Below are 13,103 nucleotides of genomic sequence, written 5' to 3' on the forward strand. Positions count from 1 at the left end.
ATTGATTAATTAGATAGCAGGAAAAACACATTTGCCAGAAAAAAGAGAAGAGTATCAATTTTTATCAATCTAGGAAGGTGACGGCTGCTTACTTTATAGACCTTAATGATAAGCTTTGTCTAATTAGGCATCAGAAGCAAACGAGTAAGATATGTTTTCCTGAAAAAACAGAAAAATAAAAACTTCAATAAAATCAATAACTTTCCTGAACGATTTTTGAGTGATTAAACTTGCGGTTATTAAATTATTACATCTACAACGTTACTGATTTGTTAAGTGTTGAAAACTATCTATACTTGTGTAATTGGTTAATTTTTTATAAATTTGTCGATACAATTTGTATGCTCTGTCATCTTTTTTATGTTTTAATCCTCTTTTATTTTTATTATGGAAAATTTTCTACTTTTTTGCTGTGCTATTTTAGAGGATATTTACAATTATAATTCTAAAATTACCACTTATTTATTACACAATATTAGGAGTTAATTTATGCCCATATGTCATTTTCTATTTATTTCAATTATACTTATCTGTAATTTTTAATAGAATTAAATAAATTTATGTTGGAACTTATACAAACTGTCGGCTTTGGTTTAATTTTGTTTATCCCCCTAACGAATCCTTTAACCACTGTAGTACTTTTATTGGGTCTATCTGGTGATATGACCAATGAAGAGCGTAATTACCAGTCAAAGTTAACCTGCATTTACGTTTTCATGATTATGGTTGTGTCATTTTATTGCGGACAATTAGTAATGAGTACATTTGGCATATCAATCCCCGGATTACGCATCGCTGGTGGTATGATTGTGGGGATTATTGGTTTTAGAATGTTGTTTCCACAACAGCCATCACATAAAACCCTTGAAGCCGATGCCAAAAAGAAAGAAATTTCAAATAATATTGCTTTTGTACCACTCGCTATGCCAAGTACTGCAGGACCAGGAACCATAGCAATGATAATTAGTATGTCATCAACAGTAAAAAGTGGCGGTTACGATGTTTCAAATTGGGTTGTATATACCGCTTCCATTTTAGTGCCTTTATTATTATGTATTATTCTTTGGTTTTGTATGCGCAGTGCAGGCAGTATAATGCGTTTTATGGGAAAAAGTGGCATTGAAGCCACTTCAAGAATTATGGGATTTTTATTAGTTTGCGTTGGAACACAGTTTATAATTAATGGTATTAAAGAGCTTATATTGAATTTTCCTAATATTTAATATTAAAACTAATTTAAAAAAGCTAAAGAGTTGGTATGTTTTTTATCATTTCTACTCGCATTAAATAATCATAAAGCGGAACTAACTGTTTAAACCCTTTAACTAATTTTTGGGGTAAGTCACTATTTAACACATCTTCAATATGATTACTTGTGACCATAACTGCAAGATTTTTTCTGTTATACCATGTTGCAATTTTTTCATCCTGCTCTTTGATTAAAGGACGTTTATAACTTTCTCCAACAAGTTCAAATGGTTTTTTGACACAACGTGTCATGGATAAAAACTTCTTAGTATCGTTAAGAATTTCATCTCGAAAAATATCCATCGTTTGTTTTGATGAACAATAATAGCCAAGTCCATATTGATAGCTGCTTGGGCTAATTTCAAAAAAATAAGCAGGTGCTTCTTTCCAATCTCTATTAGGTCTTTTAAATGTCAACCATAATCGGCTACGATAAAGTGATTTATCATTTGAAAAACGGGTATCTCGATGTATACGTGAAATCGTTTTACCAATAGCGGGGCGAGTTTCAAACCACTCGTCAATTTTAAGCATTTCTGGTGCTAATTGTTCAACTAAAAGCCTAAATGGTTTAACTAAATCGTTATCATAAATAGCACGATGTTCTTCAAACCATGGTTTGCTGTTATTTATCCAAGCATCTTGTAAAAAATTAAGTCCCTCTTGCGTAAATCCAGTAAAGTTTGCCATTGCTTACTCCTTAAATAACGCTCTGACTTTTTCTAAATCTTCCAAAGTATCAACACCAATCGCTGGAAATTGTTTTGCCACGGCAACATGGATCTTTTCGCCATACCAAAGCACTCTAAGTTGTTCAAGCATTTCAATTTGCTCAAGTAAAGATGGTGCCCAATTAATATACTGACGAATAAAACCAGCACGATAGGCATAAATACCAATATGACGAAGATAAAAATCACCAATGCAGGACTGTTTTAATAGATTGGTCGATTTTGCAAATCGATCTCGTTCCCAAGGAATCGTAGCACGAGAAAAATAAAGCGCATAACCATCTTTATCAGTCACAACCTTAACCGCACCAGTATTAAATGCCTCTTCAACAGAGTCAATTGGTACGGCCAACGTTGCCATTCCTGTTTTATATTGCACTAAATTTTCAGCCACTTGGTTAATAATAACAGGCGGAATTAAGGGTTCATCGCCCTGTACATTGACAATAATTTCATCATCTGCAAATTGATAAGCATTAATAACTTCTGCCAACCTTTCAGTGCCTGAATTATGCTTATCACTTGTAAGAATGACTTCTCCGCCATGCGTTTTGACCACATCAAAAACTTGCTGATGATCGGTTGCAATGATCACTCGATTGGCTAAGGATTTTTGAGCTTGCTCCATTACACGCACAATCATAGGTTTTCCATGAATGTCCGCTAGTGGCTTAGCTGGTAAACGGCTTGAACCATATCTAGCAGGAATAATAACCGAAAAATTCATAACTAATATCCTATCTTTTTATTCTGGAATAGATACTGGTTTATTAAGTGGCTTTGCTTCACATTCAAGCAAAACAGGAATATTATCTTTTACTGTATAAACTAAGTTATCAGCTGAACAAATTAGTTGCTGATTGTTGGCATCGTACTGTAGTTGCCCATGGCATTTTGGACAAGCAAGTGCACTCAAAAGGATTTCTTTCATATTTTACTCTCTTTGGGAATTTATTTTATCTAATAAAGAACAGATCTGCTCAATTGCTTGCACGGGTATTACCGCATCAACAGGAAGATACCACCAATTTGGTTGAGCAAATTGTCTGCACTTAACCGCATCTTTTTCAGTCATTAAAAGAGTTTGGTCACAATTTGCAATATCGTTTAACAATGACAACGTAAATTTTTGATGATCAGCAAAAGGAACGGTTTTAATCACATTCGTTTGCATTTTAATCAACATATCAAAAAAACGGTTGGGATTACTAATGCCTGCAATAGCGCAAATACTTTGTAATGAAGATAATGGTTTTCTTTCTTGAGTAAGCAAATTTACTGCGTATCGCGGTGCTAATTGCATGGTATAGGCTTTATTCGGGTACTGTTGAGCTAGGTCATTTACACTATCACCATTTATAATAATCAAATCAACCGATTTTAATCGACTTTCTCGCTCTCGCATTGGCCCCGCTGGCATCCACCATCCATTACCAAATAAACGTTTTCCATCAACAACTACCACCTCAATATCACGCGATAATGCATAATGTTGCAAACCATCATCAGTCAAAATAACATCTAATTGATATCGCTTTAATAGCGCTTGAACAGCTTCAGAACGATGCGGAGATACCGCAACAGGCACATTAGTACGTTGATAAATCAGCACAGGCTCATCACCGGCTTGTTCGGTTGTTGTTGTTTTATCTAAAATAAGAGGATAACTGTCAGCATTACCGCCATAGCCACGAGAAACAACGCCAACTTGTAACCCTTTTTGTTTTAGTGATTCAATTAAACCAACAACTAATGGTGTTTTACCATTACCACCAACAGATAAATTGCCAATAATAATGATAGGCACGGGTGAACGCCAAGCTTTTAAAATTCCAACTTGATATAAAGAGCGACGAACAAAAGCAATCAAACCATATAATAAAGAAAATGGTATGAGTAACCAAAATAAACGATTTTTACCATACCATAGTTTTTCAATCATAACTTTAACATCACTCGATTAAATTTAGTAAAATTGCGTATATCTTAATGTTGATATCACAATTATAAAAATAGCAACTTATAACCAAAGTTAGCTTATTTTACTCATAAATTGGAAAACTACCAAACCAATCATGATACCATCTAGGTTTAATTTCACCTCGCATAGTTTTTAGCTGCCAAGTTTGTTTATCAAAAAATAGACTTATTTGCCCTGTTTTAGCCGTAACATAGCTATCTAGTTGTAAATCTTGATACTTCCTTATTACTTTAGAGGAAGGTAGTTTCCAAGGATTATACCGAGAAGTAGAAACTAATAACTTTACTGGTTTAACATGATTTAAAAATGGATAACTTGATGAAGTATTACTACCATGATGTGGCGCTTGTAAAATAGTCGAAGTTAGCTGGTTTTGGTATTTAGTCACTAATTGATACTCTTGATTACGCTCTAAATCACCCGTTAATAATACAGAAAACCGCCCATCACTAATTTGCACTACACAAGAGTCTTCATTTTGAGCATAATCAACTAATTTATTAGGCCATAACACACTAAACGTTAGTTCGTTCCAAATAAAATGATTGCCAGCTAAGCATTGATAGTCATTATTAAAACTAGAAGAAGAGCTCATTAACCATGCTTTAGGATAAACATATTGTAACATATCCAAACCACCAACATGATCATTGTGTTGATGGCTAATAATAATGCCTTGTACATTCAAATTATGCCATTGTAAAAAAGGAATGATGATTCTTTCTACCGCTGAACTTTTTTCCCATTTTGCGCCAGTATCATACAAAATTGCTGACTTTCCATCATGAATAACAATCGCCAATCCATGGCCAACATCTAGCATATCTAACCGCCAGCGATAATGTGGCTGTTTAAAAATAGGCGTAATTAATAACATAAAAATAACAGCTAAAGTAACGCTAAAACGGCGCCAAGATCCTGTGCGTATGATAATGACAGTAAGCCAACCAACAAAACTTAACAAATAAAAATTTGCAGGAATTTTAAGCCATAGAAAATTGAACCAATTTAAACTAAAAAATAACCACTCTAATGATTTATCAGCAATTGACCAACACCATAATGCGATATAAAAACAGTCCATAAGGCTAAATATCAACGCAAATAAAACAGCAGGAAAAGTACATAACGAAATAATAGGAATCGCAATTAAATTCGTTAAAATAGAAACGCCACTAACTCCCTGAAAAACAAAACATTGAATAGGAAGCAATAACATAGTTAAACCCAATTGCAAATGTAATAATCTAACCATATACCAACGCTTTTTATATTTTATTTCTTGAGGTATTGGTAACCATTCAAATAAAAAAATTAAGCTAATTACGGCATAACAAGATAACCAAAAACTTTCAGACAAAATCATCAATGGATCAAATAACAATAGTAATGCAATAATTCGGTTAACCTTTTGCCATGCACTAATTTGATTTTTTTTATAACACAAATAAATCCAGATAGATAAGGCCAATATAGCTCGCAAAGTGGGGGGATTAAATCCTGTCAACCAAGCGTAAAAAAATGCAGATAACCAACCTATTACAATAGGCACAAAAAAATGGATGAAACGCTTTGGAATAAAAAACAGAACAATCTTAACCAAAAGACGACTAAGACCAAAAACGACTAAAATATGCATACCCGATATTGCCATTAAATGAGCAATCCCGGTTTGCATCATTACCATACGATGAGATTCATCTAGCTGAGAACGATCACCAAAAGTAAGAGCAAGCAAGATGTCTCGATAATCAAATAAATCGATGTAAGGAAGTGCCAAATCAACAATTAATTGTTTTAAATTAGATTTGTCGTCTAACAATTTTGCATCAACTAATTTTGCTGATAATAAACTTCGGTTTGCTATTGAAAAGCGCTGGCTATCAAATCCCCCCTCATTAAGATAGCTATGCATAACTTTTGTCTTTAATGTTAATTGCCAAGTTTGCCCTGATTTTGGTGCTATAGGATTATCCCAATAAACCGAAATGGGAATATTATTAGAAAGTGTAAAACCTGAAATAGAAAAAATAGAAAATGACAAATAATAAGGAGATATTGCAGTTGTTTTTTGACGGGTATTAATGTCTACAACTTTTGCTTTAACAACTAACGTTTTATCAATATAAGGTGAAATATTGGTTAAATATTGCTTAGAATAAGCAATAGACCATAAAAAACCTAAGCCAAATACGATAATAATAGATAAATACCAGCAAAATTTAACCAGAACAAACAATACCAAAACAAGCAGAATAATAGCAATAAAATACCACTGAAGATCAGACAATAAATGTGGTAAAAACAGTAGTGGTAAGCAACTCAATGAAAACATGGTAGCTAATAAATCAAGAGAATAAGATTGTCGCATTAAAAGTTGTCATATTTATTTTATATAAATAATCAGCTTATCACTTGATATCGTAAAAAAAGAATTGTGTTTGAAATTTTAGATCTAGCTTCCAATTTTATTATTAATCTAGAAAAAATTTATTAAAACTATTCATAGCATTTTAAATTTTGGAAAAATAAGAAAGTACGGAGATCTGGACCTCACAAAAAAACGTATAGAAGTCGGCTATATGATACAAACACCATATTTCTTGTCTGTGATGAGGCGTTAATTCTATTTTTTATGTATATTCATTACAGTAGTTTCTCAAATTACTGTAAATAAAGCGGGAAATTCCTACAATTTGCGTGTTTAATCAAAAATAACCAATAATCTATATTTTATAATCGATTAAACACGTCAATTAATGGTTTATGGTTTACTTATTAATAAAAGTTATCAGCATTATTTATTTCAATAGTATACTCATTTCTTCTCTAACTTGAGGCACAGTTAAGCCAACAATAATTTGTAATGATTGTCCCTTGTATACAACATTTATTGCTCCATAACTTTGAAAATAAGCCACTTCCTGAACTAATTCTGGATTACTTACTTCAATACGTAAACGAGTTGCACAGTTAGTTAATTGTCTAATATTTTCTTTACCACCTAATCCTTCAATAAAGGCAATTGCTTGTTGAATTATCAAATCGTTAGTTTCAAATTCAGTATCAGATTGATTTGGCGATTTATTCTTTTTACTATTTTTGTAATCTGATTTAGTAAATAGTTTAATATTAGTATCTGAACGGCCAGGAGTCATAAGATTGAATTTAAGGATTAAGAATTTAAACACAAAAAAGTAAATTGCTGTAAAAGTTAAACCAACAGTAACTTGAATAACATACGCCATCCAATGATTTTCCCCAAGAGGTAACCAGTTTTGGAAAATAAAATCTATAATACCTGAGTAAAAATTTCCTGATACACCAAGCATATACATAATTGCAGCCATTGACGCTGCTAAAAAAGCATGAACAACAAATAACATAGGTGCAATAAAAAGGAATGTAAATTCAATGGGCTCTGTTATCCCAGTCAGAACTGCGGTAACTGTTGCACCAATTAATAGTCCCAATACCATTTTTTTATTTTCCGGTTTTGCTGTTGCATAAATAGCCATTGAAATACCTGAGCAACCAAATACCTTCCCCATACCAATTAACATAAAACCACCCTGAGGAAATAATTCAGTTAATGATTTTGTGCTGTTAGCAAATTCAGAAATATGAGAAATCCAATAATTGACTGTACCGCCATCGGTAACAATTGGACCAAAATAGATTGGACCATAAACAAAATGATGTAATCCTGTAGGAATTAAAATGCGCTCTAAAAAAGTAAATAGCCATACACCGAATGCACCAGAATTTAAAATGAAAATTTGCAGACTTTGAATACCATTTTGAATAGGAGGCCAAACCAATACCGTCAATACAGCTAGTACCAACATTAAAGGAAAACAGATAATAACGATTAATGGAGTGCCTGTAAATACATTTGCCCATTCAGGTAAACGTAAATCAAAATAACGGTTATGAATCCAAACAGTAAAAGCTGCTGTCATAATTGAACCAACAATTGAAGTATCTAATGTTAATACACCACTAATTTCAATTAATCCTGTTTGCCCTACTTGATAGTTTATACCTAACTGTTCACTCCAGATATCAAGTATTCCTGCTATAAAATAGTTAAATGTTAAATAAGAGATAAAAGCGGCTAATACAGCTCGGCCTGATGCCTTTTTTGCTAATGCAATTGGCAAACCTAAAGCAAACAACATTGGCATATTTTGAAACAAAACTAGGGATGCTTTTTGAAATACACTGACAATTTTAACATAAGTGGATCCTTCTACAGCAAACGGAAACAAATTAGGATTAAGTAAAACGACAGTCAATCCCAATAAGATACCAGCAACGGGAAAGAGTAATACAGGAACAAACATTGCTGCTCCAAAGCGTTGAATTGTATTTCTCATAACATTAACCTTTTATTAATATAATGATTTTGTTATTCTTAAATATTTCTGTACATGTTTGTGAATAACACTAAACGTTTGCATTTACTCAAACGCTAGCATTATTCGTTTTAAACAAAATAATTATTTAAAAAACTGAGGTAAATAGTCTTTATTTTCGTTTAAGATTTCTTCAACCATTACTTTTGCTTTTGGAACGTTAACAACAGTTCTATTTAACGTTAAGGCATTGATTAATTTTTGTTTAGAACCTTCATACCAGGCATCAACGACTAATTTTTCATAACCTAATTGGATTTCTATCATCGCTTTTTGGAATGTCGGAATCTTACCAATAGCAAATGCTTTAGGGCCATCAGAAGTTAACATACAAGGCACTTCAACCATTGCATCATCTTGTATGTTACTAATAATGCCTTTGTTTGGAACAATCACAAGATAGATATCGCCTTTGTTATAAGCTAGTGATGCAGCAACACGAATCATATAACGACCATGAATATCATCATGAAGCTGTTCACCAACAATAGAATTTTTTTCAATAATACGTTTACACATTTCAAATACTTGTTTTTCACGCCCATTGATAACTTGTCGCGCACGCGTATTATTAATATCTTCTTTACTCACCATTTTTTCTGGATATAAATAGTATTGTAAATAAGTATTTGGCAAAAATTCAGGGTTATCTCTTAACATCGTTTCCATATTTTTAAACGTTGCTTGCCAAGAAGGATCATTAGCAATAATTGAGTCAACCGCTTTAATACCCTCTTTTAAAATAATATCTTTAATACGTTGAGTTAAATCCTCGCCTTGTTTATTTTTAATTTTAGTAAACCAACCATAATGATTTAAACCAAAGTATTCCGGTACAAAATCCCAAATTTCACAACCAAGCAATTTGGCGTAGCTCACCATGATTGCTGCAGGCATATCACAAATATTTAAAATTCGATTATCATTAGGAAATTCCCGGTTTAAGGCATCTGCAACAATCGCAGCTGGGTTAGTATAGTTTAAGATCCAAGCATCTTTTTTATATGAACGAATTTCATGAACAAGATCGATCATATCGCCTATGGAACGTAAACCGTAAGCCATTCCACCTGCACCACATGTTTCTTGACCTACACATTGGTGAGATAAGGGAATTTGTTCATCACGCTCACGCATTTTTAAACCACCCGTACGAATTTGCATAAAAAAGAAATCAGAGTTTTCAAAAGCAACTTTTCTATCTGTTGTATAGATGAACTCTTCAATTTCAGGATAAAGTTCTTTAAACATAATTTCAGTTGCTTTGGCATTTAGCTCCTGACGGGCTGCATCAATATCATAAAAAACAACTCGTTTTAACGGAAAATTTTGTTTTTCTGTAACAAGACTTCTCATAATACCTAATGTATAAGTACTACCTGCACCAACAACTGTTAAATTAATCTTTTTCATAACCAATTTCCTCAACTATATTTGTGAATAAAAAACACACCAATATGTTATCAATAAGTATTAAATTAAATAATACTTATTAAATACAAATGTGAAAAAGATCACAAAAATTTTTTATGTGTATCAGAAAATAGTCATTTAAATGATATTTAACAATAATAGTTATATTCGTAGAATAATATTGCTCATTTGATGATATTTTGATTATTGGATGTTAATATAATACAACTTTCATATGTAGGATATGATTATGAGTAAACCACTTTATCGACAAATAGCTGAAACTATTGAGAAAAAAATTCGTTCTGGCGAATTAGATGTTGAAGATGTATTACCTACAGAACAATCTTTACAAGAAATATATAATGTTAGTCGCGTCACCGTTCGTAAAGCACTTGAACTACTTGAAAAACAAGGGTTATTAGTGCGTATAAAAGGAAGTGGTACCTATGTTAAATGTAATTCAGCTAAGCACGATGCCTTTCAATTAAAAGGATTTGAAGAAAATATTACCTCACAAGGAAGAGTTGCTAGTACAAAAGTAATACATTTTCAGTTAGAACAAGCACAACCCGTTATTGCAAAGCACCTAAAAATTGAAGTTGGAACATTGATATACTCAATAATACGTATTAGAACAATAGACGATGAGCCTGAAATTTTAGAGCAAAGTTATATGCCTCTTTCACTATTTCATGATCTCAGTATTAAAGTAATGCAAACATCAAAGTATCACTATATTGAAAAACAAAAAGGTTATCAAATATCTCTGAGTAGACAAGACTTAAAGCCTGTTTTAGCAACTAGCATTGTCGCTAAACATTTAAATATCGAAACAAATTATCCTATATTATGCCTACGTTCAACTAGTGAATTAGTTAATGGTGAAATATTTGAATATAGTATTCAATACTTAAGGGGATTCCAATATAGGTTTGAATATATTGCACGCAGAGGATTAGAATAAATATCAATTGTAAAAACTATCCATGTTGTTTACGTGTAATTTAGCAAACAGCTATAACAAATATATAAAAGTTAACACATTATTATAAATATAGCACCTATATCATGAAGAAAAATAATTGTTATAGTTGGCTAAACATTTTTGCTCAGTCGCCCAACCATTTATATGTATTAAAGTTTTTGTCCCACTAAGTTATTCTAAATAAAAAGCCATTGATTTTACTCAATGGCTTTTTGCTAAATATAGAATTTAAAGACTATGCATTTACTGCCTTATTTACTCTTTCACGTAACTCTTTACCTGGTTTGAAATGAGGGATATATTTATGTTTAACTTCAACATTACCACCAGTTCTTGGGTTTCTAGCTTTACGTGGAGCACGGTAGTTTAAACTAAAACTACCAAAGCCTCGAATTTCTACACGATCGTTACTTTCCATAGCTAAAGCGATCTGTTCGATGATATCTCTAACTGAATCATCAACCAGTTGAACAGGAAGATGTGTTCGCCAGTTAACAATTCGTTCTACTAAATCTGATCTATTCATGATCACTCCTAATTTATTTATGCGGTATGTAATTTGTTCATTTTATACCACAAAAGAAAAAGAGGGCAAGCCCTCTTTACTCTTTACATAAATATTCTTTACTCAGTTTTTGATGCGGCTTTGAATGCTTCAGCCATTGCATTAGTAAATGACGCATCTTCTTGAGTTGCAGTATTATTTACAGCAGCAAGAGCTTCTTTTTCGTCAGCTTCATCTTTTGCTCGTACTGATAATGAAATTGCGCGAGTTTTACGATCGATATTCACAATCTTAGCTTCAACTTCATCACCAACTTTTAATGCTGTTGTTGCATCTTCAATACGTTCACGAGCAATATCTTGAGCTTTTAAGTAGCCTTCAATACCTTCAGCGATTTCGATAGTTGCACCTTTAGCGTCAACAGCTGTTACAGTACCTTTAACGATAGTGCCTTTTTTGTAGTTAGACGCAAAGCTACTAAATGGATCATCTTCTAGTTGTTTAACACCTAAAGAGATACGTTCACGTTCTGCATCAACTTGTAACACAACTGCTTCAATATCGTCACCTTTCTTATAAGCTTTAACCGCTTCTTCACCAGGCATATTCCAAGAAATATCTGAAAGATGAACTAAACCATCAATACCGCCATCTAAACCAATAAAGATACCGAAATCTGTGATTGATTTGATCTTACCGCTAACTTTATCACCTTTATTGTGTGATTCAGCAAATTGTAACCATGGGTTTGGTTTACATTGTTTAAGACCAAGAGAAATACGACGACGTTCTTCATCAATTTCAAGAACAATAACTTCAACTTCGTCACCTAAGCCAACTACTTTAGATGGGTGAATGTTTTTATTTGTCCAATCCATTTCAGAAACGTGAACTAAACCTTCAACACCAGTTTCGATTTCAACAAAACAACCGTAGTCAGTTAAGTTAGTTACTTTACCAGTTACTTTAGTACCTTCAGGGTAACGTTTCGCAATTGAAACCCATGGATCTTCGCCTAATTGTTTTAAGCCAAGAGATACACGTGAACGGTCTTTATCAAACTTAAGTACTTTAACAAGTAATTCTTGACCCACTTCAACCACTTCGCTTGGATGTTTAACACGTTTCCAAGCCATATCTGTGATGTGAAGTAAACCATCAACCCCACCAAGATCAACGAACGCACCGTAATCAGTAAGATTTTTAATAATACCTTTAACTTCTGAACCTTCTTGTAGATTTTCAAGAAGTTGTTCTCTTTCTGCACTATTTTCAGATTCAATAACCGCACGACGTGATACAACAACGTTGTTACGTTTTTGGTCTAATTTAATTACTTTTAATTCGATTTCTCTGTTTTCGATATGAGAAGTATCGCGTAATGGACGAACATCAACAAGCGAACCAGGAAGGAACGCACGAACGCCATTAAGATCAACCGTAAAGCCACCTTTAACTTTACCATTGATAACACCTAAAACTGTTGCAGCATCTTCAACTGCTTTTTCTAGTATTATCCATGCTTCATGACGTTTAGCTTTTTCGCGAGATAAAATTGTTTCGCCAAAGCCATCTTCAATTGAGTCAAGCACAACATCAACAATATCGCCAACTTGAACTTCTAGTTCACCTTGGGCATTTTTAAACTGCTCTACTGGAATTGCGGATTCAGATTTTAAACCAGCATCAACTAAAACAACATCTTTGTCGATTGCAACGACAGTACCACGGATCATATTACCAGAACGAGTGTCTAGTTGATTTAAAGACTCTTCAAAGAGTTGAGCAAAAGATTCAGTCATATTTATATACTTAAAAT

11 protein-coding genes are annotated in these 13,103 nt (G+C 32.9%); 2 read left to right on the forward strand and 9 right to left on the reverse strand.

The annotated features are described in order from the left end of the window. Positions 1-560 precede the first annotated feature (560 nt). A complete protein-coding gene (locus GQ594_RS02150; protein WP_160401196.1) occupies positions 561-1,223 on the forward strand; it encodes a MarC family NAAT transporter in 663 nt (220 codons plus the stop codon). Between the two features lie 22 nt (positions 1,224-1,245). Here the strand turns inward: GQ594_RS02150 and GQ594_RS02155 are convergent, their stop codons facing one another. From GQ594_RS02155 to GQ594_RS02185, 7 genes are all read right to left on the reverse strand, one after another. After that, entirely contained in the window at positions 1,246-1,938 is a 693-nt protein-coding gene (locus GQ594_RS02155) for a DUF2461 domain-containing protein (protein WP_160401195.1), read from the reverse strand. 3 nt (positions 1,939-1,941) lie between these two features. Then, entirely contained in the window at positions 1,942-2,706 is a 765-nt protein-coding gene (gene kdsB, locus GQ594_RS02160) for a 3-deoxy-manno-octulosonate cytidylyltransferase (protein WP_160411273.1), read from the reverse strand. A gap of 18 nt (positions 2,707-2,724) precedes the next feature. Next, entirely contained in the window at positions 2,725-2,910 is a 186-nt protein-coding gene (locus GQ594_RS02165; protein ID WP_160411274.1) for a Trm112 family protein, read from the reverse strand. A 3-nt stretch (positions 2,911-2,913) separates the two neighbouring features. Then, positions 2,914-3,921, reverse strand: coding sequence for a tetraacyldisaccharide 4'-kinase (gene lpxK / locus GQ594_RS02170; RefSeq protein ID WP_160411275.1), 1,008 nt, complete (start codon positions 3,919-3,921; stop codon positions 2,914-2,916). Between the two features lie 100 nt (positions 3,922-4,021). Beyond that, on the reverse strand, positions 4,022-6,331 hold the full coding sequence (locus tag GQ594_RS02175) for a DNA internalization-related competence protein ComEC/Rec2 (RefSeq protein WP_160411276.1): 2,310 nt from the start codon (positions 6,329-6,331) through the stop codon (positions 4,022-4,024). A gap of 430 nt (positions 6,332-6,761) precedes the next feature. Beyond that, positions 6,762-8,339, reverse strand: coding sequence for an alpha-glucoside-specific PTS transporter subunit IIBC (locus tag GQ594_RS02180; RefSeq protein ID WP_160411277.1), 1,578 nt, complete (start codon positions 8,337-8,339; stop codon positions 6,762-6,764). A gap of 123 nt (positions 8,340-8,462) precedes the next feature. Next, on the reverse strand, positions 8,463-9,791 hold the full coding sequence (locus GQ594_RS02185) for a 6-phospho-alpha-glucosidase (RefSeq protein WP_160411278.1): 1,329 nt from the start codon (positions 9,789-9,791) through the stop codon (positions 8,463-8,465). Between the two features lie 250 nt (positions 9,792-10,041). Between GQ594_RS02185 and GQ594_RS02190 the strand changes: the two genes are divergently transcribed. Continuing rightward, on the forward strand, positions 10,042-10,758 hold the full coding sequence (locus GQ594_RS02190; RefSeq protein WP_160411279.1) for a GntR family transcriptional regulator: 717 nt from the start codon (positions 10,042-10,044) through the stop codon (positions 10,756-10,758). Between the two features lie 256 nt (positions 10,759-11,014). Here GQ594_RS02190 and ihfB read toward each other — a convergent pair whose 3' ends face one another. Together ihfB and rpsA are read right to left on the reverse strand one after the other, a co-directional pair. Then, on the reverse strand, positions 11,015-11,305 hold the full coding sequence (ihfB, locus tag GQ594_RS02195; protein ID WP_160401190.1) for an integration host factor subunit beta: 291 nt from the start codon (positions 11,303-11,305) through the stop codon (positions 11,015-11,017). 98 nt (positions 11,306-11,403) lie between these two features. Next, positions 11,404-13,086: a 30S ribosomal protein S1 gene (gene rpsA, locus GQ594_RS02200; RefSeq protein WP_160411280.1), complete on the reverse strand. Its 1,683-nt coding sequence runs from the start codon at positions 13,084-13,086 to the stop codon at positions 11,404-11,406. Positions 13,087-13,103 lie beyond the last annotated feature (17 nt).

This window comes from Gilliamella sp. Pra-s52 (genome assembly GCF_009795805.1).
Lineage (GTDB): Bacteria > Pseudomonadota > Gammaproteobacteria > Enterobacterales > Orbaceae > Gilliamella.

Excerpts from the sequence above, each read along its gene's own strand:
- lpxK (WP_160411275.1), bottom strand. The coding sequence starts at position 3,921 with ATGATTGAAAAACTATGGTATGGTAAAAATCGTTTATTTTGGTTACTC.
- ihfB (WP_160401190.1), bottom strand. The coding sequence starts at position 11,305 with ATGAATAGATCAGATTTAGTAGAACGAATTGTTAACTGGCGAACACAT.
- GQ594_RS02190 (WP_160411279.1), top strand. The coding sequence starts at position 10,042 with ATGAGTAAACCACTTTATCGACAAATAGCTGAAACTATTGAGAAAAAA.
- GQ594_RS02175 (WP_160411276.1), bottom strand. The coding sequence starts at position 6,331 with ATGCGACAATCTTATTCTCTTGATTTATTAGCTACCATGTTTTCATTG.
- rpsA (WP_160411280.1), bottom strand. The coding sequence starts at position 13,086 with ATGACTGAATCTTTTGCTCAACTCTTTGAAGAGTCTTTAAATCAACTA.
- GQ594_RS02165 (WP_160411274.1), bottom strand. The coding sequence starts at position 2,910 with ATGAAAGAAATCCTTTTGAGTGCACTTGCTTGTCCAAAATGCCATGGG.
- kdsB (WP_160411273.1), bottom strand. The coding sequence starts at position 2,706 with ATGAATTTTTCGGTTATTATTCCTGCTAGATATGGTTCAAGCCGTTTA.
- GQ594_RS02150 (WP_160401196.1), top strand. The coding sequence starts at position 561 with ATGTTGGAACTTATACAAACTGTCGGCTTTGGTTTAATTTTGTTTATC.
- GQ594_RS02180 (WP_160411277.1), bottom strand. The coding sequence starts at position 8,339 with ATGAGAAATACAATTCAACGCTTTGGAGCAGCAATGTTTGTTCCTGTA.
- GQ594_RS02185 (WP_160411278.1), bottom strand. The coding sequence starts at position 9,791 with ATGAAAAAGATTAATTTAACAGTTGTTGGTGCAGGTAGTACTTATACA.
- GQ594_RS02155 (WP_160401195.1), bottom strand. The coding sequence starts at position 1,938 with ATGGCAAACTTTACTGGATTTACGCAAGAGGGACTTAATTTTTTACAA.